Annotated in this window: 16 protein-coding genes; 7 read left to right on the top strand and 9 right to left on the bottom strand. The window is 31.3% G+C overall.

Going from position 1 to position 24,468, the window contains the following annotated elements:
* Positions 1-29 precede the first annotated feature (29 nt).
* Complete coding sequence (locus tag V9L05_RS05400; RefSeq protein ID WP_338814676.1) at positions 30-2,732, bottom strand: M1 family metallopeptidase; 2,703 nt, start codon at positions 2,730-2,732, stop codon at positions 30-32.
* A gap of 482 nt (positions 2,733-3,214) precedes the next feature.
* On the opposite strand from V9L05_RS05400, the gene V9L05_RS05395 reads away from it, so the two are divergent.
* Entirely contained in the window at positions 3,215-4,171 is a 957-nt protein-coding gene (locus tag V9L05_RS05395; protein ID WP_338814675.1) for a hypothetical protein, read from the top strand.
* 229 nt (positions 4,172-4,400) lie between these two features.
* Positions 4,401-4,898, top strand: a complete 498-nt coding sequence (locus tag V9L05_RS05390; protein WP_338814674.1) for a hypothetical protein — start codon at positions 4,401-4,403, stop codon at positions 4,896-4,898.
* A 57-nt stretch (positions 4,899-4,955) separates the two neighbouring features.
* On the opposite strand, the gene V9L05_RS05385 is transcribed toward V9L05_RS05390, so the two are convergent.
* Positions 4,956-5,639 carry a DNA alkylation repair protein gene (locus tag V9L05_RS05385; protein WP_338814673.1) on the bottom strand — a complete coding sequence of 228 codons (684 nt, stop codon included), beginning with the start codon at positions 5,637-5,639 and terminating at the stop codon, positions 4,956-4,958.
* Between the two features lie 297 nt (positions 5,640-5,936).
* Between V9L05_RS05385 and V9L05_RS05380 the strand changes: the two genes are divergently transcribed.
* Positions 5,937-6,236 (top strand): hypothetical protein, encoded by a 300-nt coding sequence (locus V9L05_RS05380; protein WP_338789942.1) that lies wholly within the window; start codon positions 5,937-5,939, stop codon positions 6,234-6,236.
* Between the two features lie 56 nt (positions 6,237-6,292).
* Here the strand turns inward: V9L05_RS05380 and nspC are convergent, their stop codons facing one another.
* From nspC to recN, 3 genes are all read right to left on the bottom strand, one after another.
* Positions 6,293-7,462: a carboxynorspermidine decarboxylase gene (nspC, locus tag V9L05_RS05375; protein ID WP_338789943.1), complete on the bottom strand. Its 1,170-nt coding sequence runs from the start codon at positions 7,460-7,462 to the stop codon at positions 6,293-6,295.
* A 96-nt stretch (positions 7,463-7,558) separates the two neighbouring features.
* On the bottom strand, positions 7,559-7,795 hold the full coding sequence (locus V9L05_RS05370; protein ID WP_338814672.1) for a hypothetical protein: 237 nt from the start codon (positions 7,793-7,795) through the stop codon (positions 7,559-7,561).
* A 323-nt stretch (positions 7,796-8,118) separates the two neighbouring features.
* Positions 8,119-9,774, bottom strand: a complete 1,656-nt coding sequence (gene recN, locus V9L05_RS05365) for a DNA repair protein RecN (RefSeq protein WP_338814671.1) — start codon at positions 9,772-9,774, stop codon at positions 8,119-8,121.
* Between the two features lie 220 nt (positions 9,775-9,994).
* Between recN and V9L05_RS05360 the strand changes: the two genes are divergently transcribed.
* Positions 9,995-11,707 (top strand): iron ABC transporter permease, encoded by a 1,713-nt coding sequence (locus V9L05_RS05360; RefSeq protein WP_338814670.1) that lies wholly within the window; start codon positions 9,995-9,997, stop codon positions 11,705-11,707.
* A gap of 126 nt (positions 11,708-11,833) precedes the next feature.
* Here the strand turns inward: V9L05_RS05360 and V9L05_RS05355 are convergent, their stop codons facing one another.
* On the bottom strand, positions 11,834-15,589 hold the full coding sequence (locus tag V9L05_RS05355) for a proprotein convertase P-domain-containing protein (RefSeq protein WP_338814669.1): 3,756 nt from the start codon (positions 15,587-15,589) through the stop codon (positions 11,834-11,836).
* Positions 15,590-16,510: 921 nt separating this feature from the next.
* Positions 16,511-19,858, bottom strand: coding sequence for a T9SS type A sorting domain-containing protein (locus tag V9L05_RS05350; protein ID WP_338814668.1), 3,348 nt, complete (start codon positions 19,856-19,858; stop codon positions 16,511-16,513).
* Positions 19,859-20,304: 446 nt separating this feature from the next.
* Between V9L05_RS05350 and murQ the strand changes: the two genes are divergently transcribed.
* Positions 20,305-21,111, top strand: a complete 807-nt coding sequence (murQ, locus tag V9L05_RS05345; RefSeq protein ID WP_338814667.1) for an N-acetylmuramic acid 6-phosphate etherase — start codon at positions 20,305-20,307, stop codon at positions 21,109-21,111.
* On the opposite strand, the gene V9L05_RS05340 is transcribed toward murQ, so the two are convergent.
* Both V9L05_RS05340 and fsa read right to left on the bottom strand, forming a co-directional pair.
* Positions 21,108-21,881, bottom strand: a complete 774-nt coding sequence (locus V9L05_RS05340; RefSeq protein WP_338814666.1) for a shikimate dehydrogenase — start codon at positions 21,879-21,881, stop codon at positions 21,108-21,110. The two genes, murQ and V9L05_RS05340, sit on opposite strands and share 4 nt — an antisense overlap.
* 94 nt (positions 21,882-21,975) lie before the next feature.
* Positions 21,976-22,632 (bottom strand): fructose-6-phosphate aldolase, encoded by a 657-nt coding sequence (gene fsa, locus V9L05_RS05335; protein WP_338789953.1) that lies wholly within the window; start codon positions 22,630-22,632, stop codon positions 21,976-21,978.
* A 268-nt stretch (positions 22,633-22,900) separates the two neighbouring features.
* Between fsa and V9L05_RS05330 the strand changes: the two genes are divergently transcribed.
* A complete protein-coding gene (locus V9L05_RS05330) occupies positions 22,901-23,326 on the top strand; it encodes a transcriptional repressor (protein WP_338789954.1) in 426 nt (141 codons plus the stop codon).
* A gap of 275 nt (positions 23,327-23,601) precedes the next feature.
* On the top strand, positions 23,602-24,384 hold the full coding sequence (locus tag V9L05_RS05325) for a hypothetical protein (RefSeq protein ID WP_338814665.1): 783 nt from the start codon (positions 23,602-23,604) through the stop codon (positions 24,382-24,384).
* Positions 24,385-24,468 lie beyond the last annotated feature (84 nt).

The raw sequence follows: 24,468 nt of genomic DNA, 5'->3' as shown, positions 1-24,468 counted from the left end.
GAGGTCAAGACCGTCGTTGAGGATAGAAATTAAAAACCAAGAGCTTGTTGGAATTCGGTTACTCTACGGTCTTTTTCTTGATTTCTGATGTCATCCATTTTTTGTTCGATTTCTAATTCTAATTTTAGCTCTTCTTCAAACGCATTTTTCAGAACAGTAAGCGATTGATACGCATCCTTACGAGTCTGAACATTGGAGTTTGTTTTGGCTTGATAGACCAAATACTCAATACCTTTTTTCTGAATATCTTTAGGCTGATTGATAAGATATTGGGTAAAATGATTTAAAAAATAACTCATTTCTGTTCCCGAAATTCTATCTGCATTTTTTACAAACCAATCATATTTTCCTTTAATTCCATACACAGAATAATATTCAGCAATCGCATAAACAATATGACGCTCTTCGATATTTTCGAATGGTTCGATTTTGTCTAAAGCCTCTACATTATAAACATTTATTAAAGAATAAATCGTATTACTAATTACAAAATAAGAAGAATCTTTTAGAGTTTGTTCCCAAAGTTTTGGAAAAGCTCCATATTGTGAAACAATATCAATAGCAGATGCACGAGTTAGGTTGTCTTTATCACTAAGAGCCATTTCTTTGAGTAAAGTTACGATTTCTGTAATCTTTTTCTCAACATCTTGAGCTTCTGGGTTTTCCAAGTTTTCAAGATTGTATTCTCCTAGTGAACGAATAGCTTGTGTTCTGTATGGTGCAAAGTCGTTATTTTTAGCTACTTCCATTAATAAATTGAAAGTTGTATCATTTTCTACTGAACCAGCCAAATTATACAAAGCAGATATTTTTGGAATATAATTTTCATAATTTTTTGCTATCAAACGCCATTCTTGCGCTGTTCTTTCCTCTTGATTTTTTTGAGCTAAAAGATAGCCAGAAGGGTCAAAGACAACTAATTCGGGTTTTTGAGTTTTGCTTTCTGTATTAAATTCAAAAATTTGTTCTGCTTTATCTAATGTAACTTTGTGTCGTGTAGATTTTCCATTTTCCCAAATATCAATTTCTAAAGGCAGACGATAAATAGGAGAGTAACGCAAATCTTGTGTTTGAGTAATAGTCATTTTGAGTGTTCCATCCTGATAGTTTTGGTCAATATTTAGTTCTGGATGACCAGCTTCCATAAACCACTGATTAAAAAACCATGTCAAATCTTGTCCTGTAACTTCTTCTACAATTAATCTCAAATTATCCAATTCAACAGCTTTAAAAACATTTGCTTTTACATACTTTTGAAGTGAAATTTTGAAAGCTTCCTCTCCAATATGATAACGTAACATATTCAAAACTACTGCCCCTTTTGCATAGGAATGAGAGTCAAACATATCATTTTCACTCGTATAGAAATAACGAATAATGGGTTCTCTTTTGGCTTGTGCTTCTCTAAGGTAACTTGATTTTTCATTGGCAATATTTTGGTCAGCTTCTTTTTTTCCTTTGCTGTGTTCTAACCAAAGATATTCTCCATAGTCTGCAAAAGATTCATTCATCGCTAAGTTTGCCCAAGATTCGGCAGTCATCAAATCTCCAAACCACTGATGAAAAAGTTCGTGAGAAATAATTCCTTCCCAGTCGTGGTCTTGAACCGAACGTTTATCTACCATAAGTCCTTCCATAAAAACGGAAGCACTTGTGTTTTCCATTGCTCCAGAAGTGTAATCCCGAACAATAATTTGAGCGTATTTTTCCCAAGGATAAGGATAGTCTAAGTAATTAGAATAAAATTCTATCATTTCAGGCGTTTTACCAAAAACATCTTTTGCATACGGTGCGTGCCATTTTTCGGTATAATAATACAAAGAAACGTCTTTCCATTTGTCTTCAATAATGGCAAATTCTCCTACTGCAACCATTGTTAAATAAGGCGCATGTGATTTTTCCATTTTCCAATAATCTGTACGTGTTCCATCTTCATTTTTTTGAGAAGAAACCAATCTTCCATTTGAAAGTGTCTGTAAAGAATCGGCTACTGTGATGAAAACTTCTTGTGTTCCTCTAAAATTTGGTGCTTCAAAAGTAGGAAACCACATGGAGTTATTTGAAGTTTCTCCTTGTGTCCAAATTTGTCTTGGTTTTCCTTTTGTTTTGCCTTCTGGATTAATAAAGAAAAAACCTTCTTCTTCAATATTTGAAAGCACACTATTTGTCCAAATCGCTTCATTTGGTTTGGCGATATAATTTATTTCTACTGTTATTTTTTCTTCTTTTGTATATTCTCTATCCAAACGAACAGTCAGCCATTTTCCATCATAATCCCAACGTAAAGGCTTTGTAGTTTCGTTTTTTGAGCTTCCAGCCAGTAGTTTTATAGATTCGATGGCTAATCCTTTTGCATCTAAATCAATTTTGTTTTGGTCATAAAAATGAGGCTGAACTGTCAGAGTAGCTGTTGAGTAAACCCATTGTCTTTCCCAATCTGGAGTGATGTTAAGTTTTGTATGAATTAAATCAAATTCTTTTGTTTTGGTAGCGTGATAACTTCCCTTTTTAGGCTTCCAAATTGGTTCTGGAATATCTTTTTTAAATTGATTTTCAGATTCTTCTATAGGAACAAGAAAATCATTTGCTGTATTTGTGGAGTCTTTTTTAGTAGAAGTATCTGTGGTAGATTGTGTAGGCTTACACGAAGACACAAAAAGCGAAGTAGAAACGAAAAAAAGAGCTGCAAAAAGTGTAGGCAGAATGGAAGAGAAACGTAGCGATTTATTCATACTGAAAAAAGATTTTTGTAAAATTTTATACAACTTACAAAAAAACTCAATTTTAATGAATAAAAAAAGGGAATTTTTTATTTCAAATATTTAATCCTTAGATATCACTAAAAATTTATACTTACCTACTTTTATTTTTTCGGTACTATCCTGTCAGAATATCCTATACATTAATAAGGAAAACAGAATGCCACCAAGCACTATTATTTTGAGAAAAACTCACTAGCGAGAACTATATTATTTAAATATAATGTAAAAAAAATTGAAGAGGTTAGTAAAGCAAGTAATATTTACCCAAAATTATATATATCTTATACATAAGGATTTACGAGTTGTTAAATTAATTTAGTTAAAATTTTAGCTTACTCATTTTAAAACCTACAGAAATAATTTATGAATAATTTTATATAATTATTTGTATATATTCTTTTTTCGATTACCTTTGTACTTTATTTATCTCTCAATTTAAATCATTAAATACAATGAAAAAGTTATTATTTTGTTTTTCTTTTGTTGCTTTATTATCTTCTTGTGATACTAAAGAAGTGATAATAAATCCTATTCAAAAAGAAATAGAAATATCAAAAAATAATGAACGATTAATTTTTTCTAACCAAGAAGAATTTAATTCTACACTTAATTTACTAAAAAATAAGACTGTAGAAGAATTACAAAAATGGAGCAAAAGTAAAGGAATTGAAAGTTTAATAAATGTAGAATTATCAGATAAATATGATAATTTTAATTTTCCAAATGTATTAAAAGCAATAATTAATGTAAACGGAGAATATCAAATTGGCAATTCAATAGCTTGGTATGACAATGGCTTCAAACATTTTGCTCAAAGTGAGGAAGAACTAAAGTACATCAAACAAAATCCTTCATTAAATACTGAAAAAGCTAAAGTTGAGTCGAAAATAGTCACGAAAAAGTCAGATAGTGAACTTCAACGAGTTGTTTTAGGAAGTAATACACTTGATGCTAGACATCAGAAAACATTTTTCCAAAATAATAATTCAGGTAGTGAAAGAAAGTATGTACATGAAGTAGTATGTTATACAGAATATCATAATGTTACAGATAGCTTTTTTGGATCTGGTTATTCTTCCTACTCTTCTGTATATGTAAGAGTAAAATTAGAATTTAAAACTAGAGGAAGATGGAAACCTGCTGGAGAAAAAAGAAATATTTCATATAGCTTATATGGAACATATACTTTAATTACAGACGGAGTTAATGTTATATCGGGTAATTTTAACCAAAATAGTGGTCGCTATAATGCTTCTGGTGACTTGCAAATTCCTATACAAAGTTTTGGTCAAGGATTTTCACATACTTTACCTATGTGGGAACTTGAAGTAAATGGAAGTATAGACCATAGTGTAGTAGGAGATGTAGCAAGTAATAGATGGATAAATTCAGGTCTGCCTCTTTGGTAGAAAATATCAGATGTGAAAAATAATCAATCACTTCTAGAAAACTAATAAAAAATGATTGCTCAAAAGGCAATCATTTTTTTGTTAATGTCAATGTTTCTCTTCTACTCAATTTTGTCATTTCAACAACGTAAAATAAAATTGCATTTTAAGAGTATTGAATTATAAATAAACACTATTATATTTGCAGTAAAATTCATTTCTATTTTACTTTTTATAACCTAAATCATTTATGTCATATCTTAAAGAATATAGCTCAATTAACAAAAAATATTTAATTGTATGTGTTTTAATCATTTTAAGCAGCTTACAAAGTTGTAAATCTGATGACGAAATTTGCACGAAAGATATTACAGATTCAACAAAAACTATTGAGGAGTTATATAACTGTAATACTACTTTTGAAACTTTGTCTCTAATTTCTAAAGAAGAGTCTTATACTATTATTACTACTAAAAGTGAGTATGATTCTAAAGTAGAAGGAGATTGTCATCCAGAAATAGATTTTACTACCTATAATTTATTAATAGGTTATTTAGGAAATGCTAAGAAAGTGACTTCTCTAGAAAACACTCTATACAGAGCTTGTGAGCCTAATACATATACTTTAGAGATAGATATAGAAGCTAAAGATGAAGAAGCTGAAAATCCTCTTTTTACGTATCATTTGTTAGTTCCTAAGAATGAGCAAATCGATGATCTATCAGTAGTTTTGTTGAATAATAAATAAAAAGGAACAATTTATATAGATAAGAAAAATGATTGCATGATGAAACTCTGAAGGCAATCATTTTTTTATTAATCTCAAAGCCTCTCTTCTACTCAAATTACTCAAGTCATTTGTTTGGGCAAAATTAACTACCCAATCAGGATTTGTTTTGCTGTATTCTCTCAAAATCCAACCAATGGCTTTATTGATAAAAAACTCCTTTGAACCTATCTTTGAATTTATTAAAGAATGAATCACAAAAGTAAGTAAGTTGGTATCTATTTTTTCTTTGTCTTTGAGTTGAAATAATAAAGCAGAACGTTGTAACCAAATATTTTCAGAAGCAATCCATCTTTTTATATAGGTATCTCTTTCTTTTGGGTATGTTTTGAAATAGGCACTGATGAGTTTTGGTGCAATAAAATCTACTGTATCCCACCATGAATTATGTGTAACCATAAACTCAAAAAGCTCTATATCTTTTTTATCAAGTTCTTTTGTGTATTTGAAGGCTAGTTCTTGTGCAAAATAATGATAATCTCGTTGTGGTTTTTGCCATAAAATTTTTACATAACTTTCTAAATCACTTTTTTTAGGTAAGAATTTTTTATTTAGAAAAGGCTTTGTGATTTCTCTTCTTTTGGGAGTTTTGATACCATAATACTCAAACTGATTTCGCATGTATGCTTTTTGCTCTAAGGCAATTTTAGAATTTGCATTTTCTTCAAATTCAGTTTGTAAGGTTTGTATAAATATATTCATGTTGAAAAACACTTTAACTGCTTGATTATTAGTTAGTTTTTGCTTAATTGTGATTATTGCTATTCGTAAGAGTATTCAATTTTTATGAGTCTACTACAAAAAAATAAAAAGTGTTTGTAAGAAAATTTGAAAATAAAGTTTAAATAATAAAAAAATAATAGTACCTTTGTGAACTCAAAGAGAAAAATATTTTCTCTACTGTATAAAAACTCATATATTTATTGAGTTTTCACACAAAAAAACTTATAGAGCTATTATCAGATAATAGCATATTTATTTACTTCTTATATAAAAACGATGAAATTAATTAAAGATTTTTCTAGAATTGCTTTAGTAGCTGCATTAGCTTGTTCATTTGCTCTTACTTCTTGTAAAAAAGATGATGAAGATGAAAAGCCTAGTTGTGAGGAAATAAAAGCACAACTAACAAGTGCAGAAACTGCTTATGATAATGATACTTCAGACTCTAAGGAGATATGTAATACTTACTTAACAGCTTTGAAAGCAAGTGCTAATTCTGATTGTTACACAGCTGAAGAAAAACAACTACTTCAACTTGAAATAGCCCTTTTTGATGGATTTGGTGGGTGTCAATAATCACTTTAATACAAAAAAGATACTCTAAATTTGGAGTATCTTTTTTGTTTAATATATTAAGACAACTTATTCTTAAACATTTCATAACCAATTTCTCTGACTAACTGAAATTGATTGCTTTCCTTCCAAATTCCAATACTCGGATGTGGAACGCCATTAAAAGTAGAAGTTTTGACCATTGTGTAATGAATCATATCATCAAACACAATTTTATCATTGATTTTCAATTCATTTTCAAAAGCATAGTCTCCCATTCCGATAAAATCTCCAGCTAAACAAGTAGAGCCTCCAAAACGATAAACGTGTTTTCCTTCACTCTTCGAACTTGTCGTAGCATCTTCCGAATCCCAAATTTTAGGTTTGTAAGGCATTTCCAAACAGTCAGGCATGTGAGCTGTAAAAGAAACATCTAAAATTGCTACATTAATTCCTCTGCTATCAATAATATCTTGAACAGAAGCTACCAAATAACCTGTTTGCCAGCCGACAGCTTCTCCTGGTTCTAGGATAACTTGAACATTATATTTTTCTTTTATTCTATTCAAAAGTTTTACTAAAAGCTCTACATCATAATCTTTTCTTGTGATATGATGTCCACCTCCCATATTTAGCCATTTTGCTTGGTGCAAAAGATGCCCAAATTTTTCTTCTACATGGATAAGTGTGCGTTCAAGTGTGTCAGAACCTTGCTCACAAAGTGTATGAAAGTGCAGTCCTTCAATTCCTTCTGGAAGACTTTCTCCTATTTTATCAAAGGTAAGTCCGAAGCGAGACCCTGGCACACAAGGGTTATACAAATCGGTTTCTACTTCGGAGTATTCTGGATTGATGCGCAAACCTGCTGATATTTTTTTGCCTGTTTTAGCTTCATTTTGATTTAATTTACCCTTAAAACGTTCATACTGCGAAAGTGAATTGAAACTAATATGATTTACATACGTCATAATTTCATCAAATTCTTTTTCTGTATAAGCAGGTGCGTAGGCGTGAACTTCTTGTCCAAATTCTTCAAAAGCCAAACGAGCCTCATAAAGCGAACTAGACGTACAACCATGCAAATATTGGCGCACCAAAGGAAAAGTACTAAACATCGAAAAGCCTTTCAAAGCACAAATAATATGCGCTCCTGTGCGTTTTTGGACACTATCCAAAATTTCTAAATTTCTGCGAAGAAGACGTTCTTCCAAAACAAAACAAGGCGAAGGAATTTGAGAAATATCTATCATTATAGTTATACATTTTAAAATTGTCTGACACTTATGAAAGCGTCTGACAATGCTAGATTTTATTTTTTCTGTAAAGTTAGTTTTATTTGAAATAGTTTAAAAAGAAATCCCTATTTCTTTCAATTCAACTTTTAAATTCTCATAATAAAGTGGTTTTTCATTTAGACCATAAAAGATATTATCAGATTCTATTATCCATATGTGCAAATAATGTCCATTTTTAAACTCTAACTTACAACCACTTTGAATTAATCCATTGTCATATTCTGTTGAAAGTAATTCAATAAAACATTTTCTAATCTCTCCTAATTCTAACAATTTTTTACTACTCAAATATTCTTTTATCTTCCACCTATATCTGTTGTCTTCAAAATCAGTTTCAAAATTACTTTTGTTTATAAATCCACCTAATTGAATATGTAAAGATTTTGCATCTTGGTTACAGTCAAAAGTTAATTCTTGTCCATTACTAAACTCAAGTTTTAATGTACCTAATGACTCTTTATCTAATTTACCTTCAGAAAAATATTGTTCTTGAAAAGCAGATTCAATTTTTAAACCAATGTAAGGATTGTAAATAACTTAAGTTTCTTGTATATATTTCTTGGTTCATTTGAGGTTATGTTTTAAAACAGACTAGGAAGTCTGTTATACAGTTACTTCACCTGCAAAAGCTCTTTTGCACTATTATATGTACTCGTACTTGGCGTAGAACCTCCAATCATTTGAGCAATTTCTTTCACTCGCTCATCGTTTGATAGTTTTTTGATTCTTGAAACAGTACGGTCTGCCGAGTTATCTTTATAAATAAAGTAATGTGTACTTCCTTGAGAAGCAACTTGTGGCAAATGACTAATAATTAAAACTTGGTGTGTTTTGGACATATCTTGAATGATTTTACCCATTTTAAGGGCAATTTCTCCAGAAATACCTGTATCAATTTCATCAAAAACGAGTGTAGGAAGTGAAATGTGTTTTGCCAAACGATACTTTATACACAACATCAAACGAGAAAATTCTCCACCAGAAGCTACATCTTTCAAGGGTTGTGGTGAAATTCCCTTATTTGCAGAAAACCAAAATTCTACCAAATCAGCACCTGAAGGACTAAGAGCAATCGGTGTAATTTCGATTTGAAAACGAGCATTTGGCATTCCTAATTCACCTAAAAGATAATTTATTTGGTTTTGTGTATCTTCTACCACAGATCTTCTTTGTTCTGTAAGTTGGTTTGCTAAGTCTGTCAAGTAGGATTTACTTCTTAAAATATCCTCTTTTAAGTCTTTCAAGTCATCATCAAAATTCTCTACTTTTCTTACTTTATCAGCAATTTCATCACGAATAATTATCAATTCTTCACTACTCTGAACATTGTGCTTGTTTTCCAAATGATACAATGCACTCAAAATCTGTTTCACAATTCCTGCCGTTTCTTCATCCGTTACTAACTCTCCAGATTCGCTTTCAATCTCTTTCGAAATATCTTGAATTTCTATCATTGCACTATTCAAACGTTCGTACAGTGCATTGAAAGAAGACGAAAATGAACTTGTTTTTGAAAGCGCATGAACAGCTTCTCTCAAAATATTTTCAGCCGAATATTCTTCATCAGACAGAGAATTGAAGGCAATAGACATTTGAGTTCTGATAAAATCTACATTTTCAAGACGTTCTAATTCTTGCTCTAGTTCTTCTTTATCGATTTTCTCTAAATCTGCTTTTTCTAATTCTTCCAAAAGGTGCATATTATAATCGTACTCTTTTCGAAGACGAATTTCTTCATTTTTTAGCTCTTCATATTTCTTTATAATTTTTCTATACTGTTTAAACTCTTGTCCATACATCTCTAAAAGAGTTTTTGTATTGGCATATAAATCCAAAACATCTCTTTGATAATCATTCGAAAAAAGCTGCATGGTATCGTGCTGGGCGTGAATGTCCATCAAACGAACAGCAATTCTTTTGAGAGAATCCAAGGGAACAGGCATATCATTAATAAAAGCTCTTGAACGACCGTTTGGTGCAATTTGCCTACGGATAATACATGTTGTATCATATTCAATATCTTCTTTCTCAAAAACTTTTTTAAGATTATAGTTTGCAATATCAAAAGTTCCCTCAATGACACATTTGCCATCAGGATTGAGAAGAACTTTTGTATCAGCTCGGTTTCCTGCCAAAAGCCCTAATGCACCACGCAAAATAGACTTTCCTGCACCTGTCTCGCCCGTAATGACGTTGAGGTGAGAATCTGGCTGGATTTCTAAATGCTCTATGAGCGCATAATTATCGATAAGCAAATGTTTAAGCATACTATTTTTTATCGTTTATGAGAACGGTTTTGGAAAGTTTCTTTATTGATTTATTCAAGCATTTTGCTTGAAGTCTATTTTCTATGACGAAAATACAAAATTTTGAATTCAATTTATTAAAAAAAGTAAAGAAGTTTAGAATGCTTCATAATAGTTCTTTATCTTTGCAAGATAAATTATTCTGCTCACAAAATTAGCAAAAAGTATTGAATTTTATCGAATGCAAAAAATAAAATCGATTTTTTCCTCTTCTTTGTCTTACTTTTTAGTAATTGCTCTACTTTTAGTGTGGAGTATGCCAATTTTATATCTTTTTACGGCATTTGATGGAGAAAGTAGTACAGCGTGGAAACATATTTCTGAAAATCTTTTATTGGATTATACATTAGGCTCTTTCAAAATGCTTTTTGGTGTGAGTTTGGGAGTGCTTTTTTTCGGTGTTCCTACAGCTTGGCTTGTTTCTACAACTCATTTTTTTGGACGTAAATTTTTTGAGTGGGCGTTAGTTTTGCCTCTTGCTATTCCTGCTTACATTTTAGCTTATACGTATGCTGCAACACTTTCTTATACAGGTGGAGTTGGTATTTTTCTGAGAGAAATGGGTTTGCCTTCTGTTTCGATTATGTCTGATTTTGGGGGGATTTTTATTTTAGCTTTGGCTTTATACCCTTATGTTTATGCAGTAACCAAAACAGCTTTTTCAAATCAATTAGGTAGTGTTTGGGAGGCTTCAAAAATGCTTGGCAAATCTTCTTTCTATACTTTTTTTAAAATTGTTTTGCCACTTGCTCGTCCGTTTATTTTTGGAGGACTTTTTCTTGTCACGATGGAGGTTTTGAATGAATACGGAACATTTAAATATTACGGAATTCAGACTTTTACAACAGGGATTTTTAGTGCTTGGGCAAAATTTGGAGATGTAAAAGCTGCTCTGCGATTAGCTTTGTGTCTTTTAGGTGTTATTGTCTTTTTAGTGATTTTAGAGAAAAATCAGCGTGGCAGAATGGCTTTTTCAGATGATAAAAATACAGCACAAATGCCACGAAAAAAATTGAATCTGTATCAACAAATTTTAGCATTCAGTTTTTGTAGTCTTATTTTTTGTTTCGCTTTTGGATTTCCTGTTTTACAACTTCTTTTTTGGACTTTTAAAGAATTTCAAGACAAAGGAATCAGTGAAGTTTTGAATCAAGAAATTTATGACCTTGCTTCTCATACAGTGACTTTAGCTTTTTTGAGTGCATTTGTTGTAGTTGTTGTGGCTATTTTATTAGGACTTTTTCAAAAACGAATTAGTAGTTTGAGTGTCGTCGGTGGGGACACCGACAACGGCAAAAAGAAAATAAATTTAGCCTTCATAAAAAACTATCCATTTTCATTACTCTTTCAAAAATCTATCAGTCGGATTGCTACAATGGGTTATGCTGTTCCAGGGGCTGTGATTGCTGTGGGGGTGTTGGGTGTTTTCCTTTGGGTTGATAAAAAATTGTATTCGTTTGTACTTTCAACTTTTGATATAAAAATTGGTTTATTTATTTCTGGAACTGTTATTTCTTTGATTTATGCGTATTCTGTGCGTTTTTTGTCAGTGGGTTTTCAGCCTATTGAAAGTCAGCTTTTAAAAATTGGAGATTCATTAGAATCAGCATCAAGAATGTTAGGCAAAAATTCTACACAAACATTTTTTAAGATAACTTTACCACTTCTTCGCCCTGCCATGCTAACAGCTTTACTCTTGGTTTTTGTTGATGTGAGTAAAGAATTACCTTTAACACTTATTTTACGACCTTTCAATTATGATACCTTAGCCACCAAAGCATACGAACTTGCAGACCAAGAATTTGTTGCTCAATCGGCTTTACCTGCCTTGTTGATTATCTTGATAAGTCTTTTACCTGCTATTTTGCTTTCTCAAATAAGTAAAAAGAAATAGTTGATTTATTGTTATTGTCGCTACATTAAAACACCAACAACGGCAAGAGAAAAAAATAACTGGTTCAAGCAAAGATGCTTAAACCAGTTACAGTAATCTCTGCTCACACTAAAGCGTAAGCTACATTTACATTTTGACAACTTTAAAAGTTTTCTGTATTGTATTAGTTCTTAATTGTATCAAATAACTACCTCTAGCTAAATTTTGTAGATTATTAAATTCTATTTTCTGACTTCCTTTTTGGAAAGACTGAGAAATAGTTTTGATGCTTCTTCCTGCCATATCTGTTAAAATAATCTCTACGGTTTCTTGTCTCTCTAAGTTAAAATCAAGTGTTAGAATATCTGTAAACGGATTTGGATAAGCTATAAAATCAGCTTGATTTCCAGAACCATTTATACTCCAATTTACCTTTCTAATATCAGAATAAGAGAAGATACCATCAGTATCAATTTGTTTCAAACGATAATAGGCTTCTCTGTTTTCTATTCCTACATTTTTATCAACAAATGAATAAGTATTTTTAGTATTATCTCTTCCAATAGGATTTTTTACGTTGCCAATTCTTTCAAAATTGTCTCCTGTAAATGAGCGTTCAATTTCAAAATAATCGTGGTTTAGCTCTCCTATTGTTGTCCAGTCCAAAATAGCATCATTTTCCATTGGTTTAGCATCAAAAGACAAGAGTGTAAGTGGCAAAATGGTAAATTCATCATCTGCGCCAAGTGTAAATGGACTGAAATTAGTTATTGTTCCTAGACTTAAAACACCTTGATAAGGCGTAGCGATAAGTCCACCATTGAAATGATCTCTCCAAATAGAACCATCCCATCGCAATACTTTCAAATCATTCTCTTCTCCGACAGTACAACTACGAATTTCATCATAACTTAGTGTAACAACGACATTCGAATTTCCATTTGTCCTGTCTAAAATCCAATACTCACATTGTCCAACATGATGAATTGTTGCTTCCTTAGAAAAAGGATCAAAAGGAGTAACTTGTTTGGTGTATTGTGCTGTAAAATGATGGTTTATGTTTGAAGGAGCAGAAATTCCAATTGGTGCGCCCCAACCTGCATTACCTACAGGAAAATTGAAAGCATCATTTCCTATTTTGCGTACTTTCATATCTGCATGACTTGCATTAATAGCAATTGTTGAAGTAGCATTATCTACAAATATAAGTTTATGGTCATTGTCTGCTCTGAAAACTCCATTTGTCCAAGTGGCAGCATTTAATATATTGATGTCAGTATTTTGAGTACGAACTCCTGCACCTGTATTGAGCATCAATAAATTATGATAGTAGAGAGTTGAACTAAGAGGAAAACTAACAAGTTGCGAAGTTGTAATATGTAAAGTAGCCGACATTATACGTCCTACATTTCCTCCAATTAAATCATATACCCTTATTGTCCAATTTCCTGACGGATTTTCATTATTAAACGAAGCTAAAGATTGATTAGGTATATATGTTCCATTTATACTAGGTACACCTGCACCACATTGATTTTGAACAAAGTCTGCTGCTTGATCATCAAATGTAACTCTGATACTATTTCCAGTACAACTACCTGTACCATTTAAAGGATTAGCAAGTAAGTCTCTGAATGTACCAGTAGGACTAATGAGACGTACATATAAATCACCTATACGAGTATGATCGATTTCAATATCTAGATTGACATCAGAAATTAAATTTGCAGTAGCAGGAATATTTATAATATGAGGAACACCTGTTGTATTATTATTATCAGGAATTGCAAGACCAGCATAAGCAGTAGTTGTAATATTTAGATTAACATTTCTGAATGCTCCTACATCAGCTCCTACACGGTCAGAAATATTGAGAATCCAATCTCCAGAAGGATTTTGTCCATCAAAAGCACTTAACGCTTGTGAGGGACGACGAGTACCTGTAATAGCAGTAGGATTGGTACATTGTGATTGTACAGTACTTCCTGCTGCATCAGAAAGCGTTACATCAATATTATTTCTACTACAAGCTCCAGTTCCAAGTGTAACTCTATTTATTAGAGTTATAGTTGTTCCTTGTGGACTTGTTAGAGTAACAATCAAATCACCTACATAAGTATGATCAATATCCAAATCAACTGTCATATCTGTAATAGTACCAAAAGTAGTAGGAACTGTAATAGCTCTATTTATACCAGCAGCATTATTATCTGGGATACTGACATCTGTAGTATTGTTATAGGTATTTGTAGCAGCAGGTGTAGCTAGAGCAGCATCATTATTATAAGAATTAGATACTGTTGTAATTCCTTGTCCAGTACTTGTTCCTGTGTGATTTATAAGCTGTTGTGCATTTCCATCGAAACGCATAGTAGATATATTTGAATTATATACTCCTGCATTTGTAAAATTACCTGCTAATCTAAATAATCCTGTATTTCCATTTAATGTAGCTGTATTGGCATTTTGCAAGTTTCCTTGTACGATAAGTGTTCCATTTCCAATATTAACAGTTGCACCTACTGTATTGATTAGATTCCCTTCAATTATTAATGTTCCTCCATTGGTATTAATTGTACCTTTATTAGTAACATCTCCTTGTACTCTAAGTGTTTGTCCTGTATTAAAATTAAGAATGCTTCCTGTTTCTACTAATAATGTTCTACATATATTGCTAACACTAGGCGTATTTACATCTACTGTATGAGGTACAATACAACCAATGATTACATCACTTGAAGCAACAGGTACAGCATTGGTAGTCCAAGTAGAAGCTGTATTCCAAACTCCATTTGTTCTAGAATAAACAGCATTAGCTGAAGCAGGCAATGTAGTAATAACAACAGTTCCTGTTGTAGATAAAGCACTTAGTTTTCCTTCTGTAACAGCATATACTTGATAATAGTAAGTAGTAGAAGGAGTAAGTCCTGTAATAGTAGTGCTGGTAGTATTGGCAGGTAATTGTCTATCAAAAGTATAATTTATACCATCTAAAGAGCGATAAAGAACAATTCCTACTTCATTTGTGGCATTATCTGTCCAATTTAAAATAAAAGAGCTATTAGAAAGACAACTTGCTTGCAAATCTATTTCTTGTCCTATTACAGTAGCAGGATTAAAAATATATCTTCTACGACTTGTATTATTATTACTATTGAGTTGTGTAATTGTACCATTTGGATAAGTATTATTTGTTGCTGTGGTACTGGCTGTATGATTAGCAATATCTACAGACAAAAAATCATTTCCAACTCCATCTATATATCCTATTCCTATATTTCCAGCTGTAATACTACCAGTAGTACCCTTAGTCATTGTTCCGTATAAAAAAGTAATTTGTCCACTATCTGTACTTACCGTTGGTCTTGAGGTTTCTTTAATTTGCATCTCAAAACTTGAATTAGAAGCTCCACTATTATAGCTTATTCGCATATTATTACATTGAACAACCATTATTCTATTAGGAGCTGTTCCTATAACTTTATATCTAACTTCTCCTGTTTGCCAATCTCCATCATCTAAAACCCCACCTATTGTACTACTAGCTCCAAAAGGAGATAAACGAGCATTATCAGGTATATTATATGTATTTCCTTCTGAAAGTATAGGAATATTACCAAAACGAAGAATGCCATTTGTATTAATACTAAAGGATGTAAAGCGTTCACCCATAAACCAAACCTCAAAAGGAATAGTAACTATAGAACCCACAGGTACGTTTCCAAAACCGTCATTAAAAGTAGTATGGTTTTGTCCTGTTCCAATAATAGTAGCCCATCCTGTTCCTGTGGTCAGGCTTCCTGTTGTATTGGTACTGAAAGTGTAATTAGCTGCATTTTGTGCTTTTATTCCCCACGAAAAGAAAAAAAACATCAAAAAGAATATGGTAATAATTTTTTTCATAATTTTGTTCTGATTAATATTCAAGTCCATTATTTTCAAGAAATCATTTATATTGCAAATTTAGGTTTATTAATTAACAGTTAAATTAAATTCATAAAAATCTTTATATTGTTATATTTTTTATGTGTAAGAGACAAGCAATAAAAAATTTCACAAAAATACACATATTATTTTGTTTTTTTAGCTAAAAATTTTATTAATTATGCTTTTTAATAATTTAACAAAACTTTGTTTTGATTTCTTTTATTTATCTAGTTTTATGTTTTGCAAAATGTTAATTATATTTTATTGTTAGTTAAATAATTGATAATCAGTCAGAGTATCTATTTTAATGTTTTATAAAAATATTGCTTTACAGAATAATTTTAAGATACAATTTATAAAACAAAATTCAAATAATCCTATTTCTAATCAAAAAAATATTAATGCTTGCTACTGTAATCTAATTCTAATTATTCTGACTTAGAAAAAATGTCTATCAAAGAACTTCTTTTTAACACAAAAAGAAAGTTAAAAATTATTTTTGCTATAAAATAAATAATGCTAGGGTTAGACAAGTTAATAATATGTCAAATTATAAGCCGAATATAAAAAAGCAGTCTGACTTTTTGTGTTTGTGCAGCAATAGCAGTAATAAGTGTGTATTTGTAGATTATTAACTATTTATAAAAAGTATTATATATGTAGCTCAGATTGAGTATTTCAGAGTCCCTAGGCTGAATAAGCAGCATTTTTTATTCAAAAAACTATTTTTTACAGATTGGCAAGTCTGTGATATACAAATTGAGTTATTTAATCAATTTTATTTTTTTTTATAAAAATAGCTATACTAACCTTTTTTAGAATTGACAGATAGTATAGCTAATTTTGTTTATCAAGTTAATCCTCAAAACTACTCATTTGTAGCTAATCTAACTATAGTTACATTTTGACAACTTTAAAAGTTTTCTGTAAAGTAGAAGTTCTTAACTGTATCAAATAACTGCCTTTAGCTAGGTTTTGCAGATTAGTAAATTCTATTTTCTGATTTCCCTTATTAAAGGTTTGAGAAATAGTTTTGATAATTTTTCCTGTCATATCCATTAAAATTATTTCGGCATTTTCTTGCTCAATTAGATTTAACTCAAGTATTAAATTATCTGTGAATGGATTTGGATAAGCAATAAAGTTAGCTTGATGATGAGAACCATTTATACTCCAATTTGCTTTCTTGACATCTGAGTAAGAGAAAGTACCATCTGTATTAATTTTTTTTAAGCGATAATAAGCTTCTCTATTTTTCATTCCCACATCTTTATCAATAAATGAGTATGTACTTTGTTGATCATCTCTTTTATCAGGGTTTTTGATACTTCCAATTTTCTTGAAACTATCGCTATCTAAAGAGCGTTCAATCTCAAAATGCTCTTGATTGTTTTTTCCTGTAGTTTTCCAATCTAAGATAGCATCATTCTCAAATGATTTAGCATCAAAAGATAATAAAGTAAGTGGTAAAATGGTAAATTCATCATCTGCGCCAAGTGTAAACGGACTGAAATTATTCACTGTTCCTGCACTCAAAACACCTTGATAAGGAGTAGCAATAAGTCCACCATTGAAGTGATCTCTCCAAATAGAACCATCCCATCGTACCACTTTTAAATTATTTTCTTCTCCAACCGTACAACTACGAATCTCATCATAACTTAGCGTAACAACTACATTCGAATTTCCATTTGTTCTATCTAAAATCCAATATTCACATTGTCCAACATGATGAATCGTTGGCTCTTTTGAAAAAGGATCAAAAGGAGTAACTTGTCTTACATAATTAGCTGTAAAATGGTCAGTTGTATTGGTAGGAGCTGTAATTCCAATTGGTGCGCCCCAACCATCATTACCTACTGGAAAATGAAAAACGTCATTTCCTATTTTACGTACTTTCATATCTGCATGACTAGCATTGATTGCAATAGTTGAAGTAGAATTGTCAGGAAAGATAATTTTGTGGTCATTGTCTGCTCTGAAAACTCCATTTGTCCAAGTGGCATTATTATTTACTACAATATCTGTATTTTGTGTTCTAACTCCTATATTAGTGTTTAGCATAATCAAATTATAGAATTGTAATCCTATTGGGGGAGGAATATTAGACTGATTAAGTGTAAGAGAAGTAGTATTTAACTGTCCAGAATCTCCGAAATTATCATCAATGATATACAAAGACCAAGTTCCTGTATATGTTCCTGCATATCCATTCCAGTTTTCTATAGGTCTAAAACTTCCTGTTATAGGTTGTGCATAGCCATCTGGAGGCGTGTTAGTGGCACTCATAGTGAAAATAACATTTTCATAATCATTTCCAAACCATCCCATATCAGCAGCTATTGTAAATACTGTATTGTCAGGACTTACTAGATATATCTCAATATCATCATTATAACTATGGTCTAAATCTATAAATAGATTATTTATTCCTGTATAATTCCCTGTCGGAACGTTAAATGTTACGGCTCTAATATCATCTGGGTCATAGCCTGTTAAATCTCCTATATCAGTATCTGTTGCTATGCCAAAACCACCACCACCACCAGTGCCTGATGGAGGAATGGAGAGAGGTAAAGTATTTGAAGTAGGGAAAGTAGCTGTAGGTGGAATAGTATAAGTACTTGTACCTGTGTGATTTATTAGTTGTTCACTATTTCCATCAAAACGTAGAGTCGAACTATTAGGATTAAATGCTCCTGCATTGGTAAAGTTTCCTGCTAAGTTAAATTCTCCTGTATTTCCATTAAGTACAGCTGTTGAAGCATTTTGGAAATTTCCTTGAACGATAAGTGTTCCATTTCCAATGTTAACAGTTGCACCTACTGTATTAATTAAATTTCCTTCAATGATTAATGTTCCTCCATTTGTATTGATTGTGCCTTTATTGGTAACATCACCTTTTACTGTAAGGGTTTGTCCTACATTAAAATTAAGGATACTTCCTGTTTCTATTAATAGAGTTTTACAGATATTACTAACAGCAGGAGTATTTACAGGTACTACATGTGGGTCAATACAACCAATGATTACATCGTCAGTAGCTATAGGAACAGTATTGGTAGTCCAAGTAGAAGCTGTGTTCCAAACTCCATCCATTTTAGAGTAAACAGCATTCGCTGAAATTGGTAGTGTACTAACTATTACTGTTCCCGAAACTGAATTTAAAACACTCAATTTTCCTTCTGTGACGGCATAAACCTGATAATAATAAGTAGTAGAGGGAGTGAGTCCTGCAATAGTAGCACTTGTTGTATTAGCTGGTAATTGTCTGTCAAAAGTATAAGTTACTCCTCCATCAGTAGAACGATAAAGAACAATTCCAACTTCATTTGTGGCATTGTCTGTCCAGTTTAAAATAAAAGAGTTGCTAGAAAGACAGCTTGCGTTTACATCTGTTTCATCACCTATTACTGCGGGAGGGTTGTAATTGTAGAAACGGCGACTCCCATTACTATTGCTATTTAGAGATGTTATAGTCGTTGGAGCTGCACCAAAACCATTACAAGATTCTAGGGTAGGTCCATAGGAACGGTTAGCTCCAGCCACATTAGGATGATTGTCAGTATTAATATACACTACTTGTGTATTAGAATCACCATATCCAATTCCTGTCCAAGAAGTAGTAAAAGGATCAGTATTGACTCCACAAATAGCTGTAGGAGCATGTGATTGTATAAACATTCTACCATATACTACTTTCACTACTCCTCCATTGATATTTGTTGGAGGTGAAGCCGTTTCGTAAATATGTGCTTGAAAGCGAGAAGTTCCTGTATTTGCACTAGCACTTCCTTCCATTCTTAGATTCACCCAATCAACGACTAGTATTCTATTAGGAGCTGATCCAATTATTTTATATCTGACCTGACCATTATTTTCTGTACGCCATCTATCAGCAGTAACTTCGATAGAAGCTCCAAAAACACAGACTCTAGCATTTGCTGGTATGCCTGGACTATTTGCACCACCAACTATTTGATTAGTACCAAAACGTATCACTCCTCCTGTATTGGCTGAAAAAGTAGTAAACCGTTCTCCCATAAACCAAACTTCAAAGCCTATATTCGTAACTGCTGAGGCAACATTAAGTTGATTTGAACCAATAATTTGAGTCCATCCCCCTCCATCGATTAGATTTTCATTTGAACCTGCTGTAATGACATAGTTCTGAACATTCTGAGCTTTTAATCTAAAAAAAATAAGTAAAAGCATAAAAAAAAGTATTGTGGATTTTTTTTTCATAATTTTGTTGTGTAAGTAAAGTAAGATAATTTTTTAATTAAAAGTATTAAGTGTTATAACAGAAAGTATAGTTAGCTTAATTAATTATAATTTGATTATGGGAGATAATCATTTTAAGTGACAAGAAATCTTAAATAACAAGTAATATCACAAAACAATATCACATAGCTAAGCATTTGACTTTAACCTAAAATTTAAAATTAAGAGAAATAAAACTTTTTTATTTTTTTCTGCTTTTCGTTTAGATTATGAACAGATTTAAGTGACATTATACGTGTAAAAAAGCATATAAAACACATGGTATAATTAATTAGTTGTGATAATTAAATACATTAATTTTTGCAGTAAATTGCTGTATATTAGGTGTTTAATGTAATTTATATTATTTAACACACGAAAATTTTTTAGTCAGGGTTATAAATAATTACATGAATAAATATTAAAATATGTTAAAAAAGAATACCACCGAATCAAACTCTAATTATTCTGATTTAGATAAAATGTCTGTTAAGGAATTACTTCATTCCATAAATAACGAAGACCAGAAAGTTGCTTTTGCTATAAAAGATGTCATTAGTAATATAGAAATGTTTGTTGTAGAGATTGTCAAGCAAATGAAAAAAGGAGGACGACTTTTTTACATTGGTGCAGGAACAAGTGGGCGTTTGGGAATTGTTGATGCTTCTGAATGCCCTCCTACTTTTGGTGTTTCACATGATTTAGTAGTCGGGCTTATTGCTGGTGGAGATTCTGCTATCAGAAAAGCTGTAGAGTTTGCCGAAGATGACAAAGAGCAAGCATGGAAAGATTTAGCAAAATATAATCCTTGTAAAAATGATACACTTATCGGAATTGCAGCTTCTGGAAGAACACCTTATGTAATTGGTGGATTAGAACAAGCAAATAAAAATGGACTTCTGACAGGTTGTATTGTTTGTAATACAGACTCTCAAGTAGCAAAAGTAAGTCAGTTTCCTATTGAAGTAATTGTGGGAGCTGAATTTGTAACAGGAAGCACACGCATGAAAGCAGGAACTGCCCAAAAACTAGTTTTGAATATGATTTCTACTTCTGTAATGATACAGTTAGGAAGAGTAAAAGGCAATAAAATGGTAGATATGCAGCTTTCTAACCAAAAACTCATCGAAAGAGGGACTCGCTTTTTGGTAGAAGAACTTGATATTTCAGAAGAAGAAGCCAAGAAACTATTATTAGAACATGGCAGTGTAAGAGAGGTTTTAAATCAGTTTTAAATGCCCCAAATATCAGCAGCAGCTTCTGCCTGTCCGTGTAGCATTTCCAAACCATTGATGATTTTTGCACCTTTATTTTTACCTTTTGTCAAAAAAGCTGTTTCTTCTGGGTTATAAACTAAATCGTATAAGAAATAATTTGCATCAATTTTTGAATAATTTTCTTCAGACAAAGGAGGAAAATCATCAATATTGGGATACATTCCTAAAGGTGTTGTATTGATGATTAATTTATAATTTGTAATATCAATTTCTGAATAAGGTAGAGTTTGATAAGTAAAGTTATCTTGAATTTGATTGATAGACGAAGAAACAAAATCAAATTTTATATTCAAATCTTCTAAAGCAATTTTTACGGCTTGTGCTGCCCCACCAGTTCCCAAAATCAAAGCTGTTTCTTTAAAACCAGTTTTAGATTTTTGATATAAAAACTTTTCTAAACTACTTTTAAAACCAATATAATCTGTATTGTAGCCTATTTTTGTTCCATCTTTTTCTATTTTAATAGTATTTACAGCTTCAATTCGTTGAGCAACTGGGTCAAGTTTATCTAAAAAAGGAATAATTGATTTTTTGTAAGGAATGGTTACATTCAATCCTTTTAAAATAGGATTTTCTCTAATTAAATTTTCAAATTCTTCTATTTTATCCAGTTCAAAAAGCTCATACATATAGCCTTCTTTTGGAGAAAGATTAAGTTTTTGAAATTTTTCTGTGAAATATTTCTTAGAAAAAGAATGAGAAAGTTTTTTGCCAATGAGTCCAAACATAGTTTTTAGTGATTAATTTTTAGTGATAAGTGATTAGTTAGAAATGCTGTCTTTCAACTAATCACTAACCATTAATCACTTATCACTAATTATTTTACATATTTAATTTCTTAGCATCTTCTAAAAATGTAGCTAATCCTTTATCTGTCAGAGGATGATTGAGAAGACTCATAATTACGTTGGAAGGACATGTAACTACATCTGCTCCTACTTCTGCACACTGAATAAGGTGTACAGTATGACGAACTGAAGCAGCCAAAATTTCTGTATGGAAGCCATAATTTCCAAAAATATCTACTAATTGCTCTATTAAAGCCATTCCATCAGAGCCAACATCATCCAAACGACCAATAAAAGGAGAAACATAAGTCGCACCTGCTTTAGCTGCCAAAATTGCTTGACCTGCTGAAAAAATAAGTGTGCAATTTGTACGAATACCCTTATCTGAAAAATATTTGATCGCACGAATACCTTCTTTTATCATCGGAACTTTAACGACAATTTTAGAATCAATTTCAGCAAGTTCTTCACCTTCTCTGATAATGTCTTTATACTCTGTACCAATAACTTCTGCACTTACATTGTCATCTACAATATCACAAATCGCTTTGTAATGACTAAAAATAGCATCTTTTCCAGTAATTCCGACCTTTGCCATGAGAGAAGGATTGGTTGTTACTCCGTCCAAAATTCCTAATTCTTGGCATTCTTTGATGTCTTGAAGATTGGCTGTATCTACGAAAAATTTCATGTTGTTTTCTTAAAAATGGTAAAGTGTTTTAATTATCTTGTTCAATTTATATCAAAAACTAAATTTAATTCATTTCGTTTCATACTATATAAAATTGACTCACAAGATTATCTTGCAAAGATGCGTTTTTTCTCTCAAAAAGCCTTTTTTTTATCACAAGAAAAATAAATTTGCTTTACGTATTTTTGTGGTGTAACTATTTCTTATACTACTATTTTATATGTTGATATTTCCCAATATCTAAATTCCAATATCTAATTACTATATTATGCACAATTTCCCCTTACCCACTGAATTTCTAAAAAAACATGACCTTCGCAAAACACCTTGTCGAATGGCTATTTTAGAATCATTTTTAAATGCTCAAACAGCTCTTTCACATCAAAATATTGAAGAACTTGTAGGAGAAGAATTTGACAGAGTTACTATTTATAGAACACTAACTGCTTTTGAGGAAAAAGGCATTTTACATAAAGTACCTGATATGTCTGGACAAGCAAAATATGCTCTCTGTGAGAGTAATTGTCAGGAGCATCAACACAAAGAAAATCACGTCCATTTTAAGTGTCAGAAGTGTGAACACGTATATTGTCTGTCCCAAATCCAACTCCCTAATTTACACCTTCCAAAAGGATATAAAGTAGAAGAAGCCGAATTTCTATTGAGTGGAACGTGTGAGAAGTGTAATTTTTAGATGAGAAATCAACAAAAATAACTATAAGTAATTTTCTTGTAAACACATTGTTAAAAGGTGTGGATTCTTTTTTATTTCGGTAAAGTTTTAATTTGTTTCGACAAACGTATTCTTTTTTACGGTAAAATGTAAATTTTTTATTATCTTTAAGTAGTTTGATATACTACTGGGTGAGTAATCTCGTTAGTAAGATAAATGGTTTGAACAAAGTAAATCATAAAAAATATTCAGACTAAAGAAAATTCAGAAAAAGAATCTTTTAAAGAAACCTAACCATGAAACAATTTTTTACTTATACATTTTACGCTAAGAAAATATTTCGATTTCTGTTATTTCTTCTTATTTTGTTAGTGGCAATGCCTATCATTGAAACACCAAAAGTTGAAGCACAGACAACTAAGACAGGAAATTTTTTTACTAGACGTTTCAAGAGAAAAAATAAATTTCGAAGAAAATCTAAAAATAGCACTGCTTTTCAGCGCAAACCTTTTAGCTGTGATGACATAGGCAAAACCAAAGTAGAACAAATAAAAGTATCCAAAAAACAGCTTCGTAGATGGGAAGAAGAGCGTTTGGTAAAAGCCGAACAACAAAAATTGAAAGAACAAAGACAAGCAAAAAATAATACAAAAACCCAAGAAGAAAATATGGTGTTGTCTGCTTCTTCAAAAAATAATATAGAAGAAATAGCTACTCAGAAAAGCAATACACTAAAAAAAGAAACAGAAACTAAAAAAGAAAAAACAGAAGAAGAAAAAAAAGAGAGTATAGAAACAGTAGGTTGGTATTCTTCTGAAAAACCTGATGTACCAAAAATCTCACCTATTAGAATCAATCAAAAAAATGAAGTTATAGGTCAAAAAAATAAAGAAGAATTAGAAATTGCTGCCAAATATTCAAGATTAGGTTATACTATCACTTTGGAAAGTAATAATCAAAAACAACTAGAAATAGTCAAACAATATTTACTTTCTATTAGCGCAGAAGAAGAAACTATCAAAATAAAACCTTCTGAAACAGCAAATCAGAATGAAGTAAATATAAAAATTGAAAAATAAATTTACTCTTTAGTTTACCAGTTTATTACATAAATATCCTTTTATTTCTATGAAGAGAAATAAAAGGATATTTTTTTAAAGTAT

This window comes from Bernardetia sp. Wsw4-3y2 (genome assembly GCF_037126295.1).
GTDB lineage: Bacteria > Bacteroidota > Bacteroidia > Cytophagales > Bernardetiaceae > Bernardetia.
The sequence above is the reverse complement of the archived record's forward strand: the minus strand, read 5'-3'. Positions and strand labels throughout refer to the sequence as shown.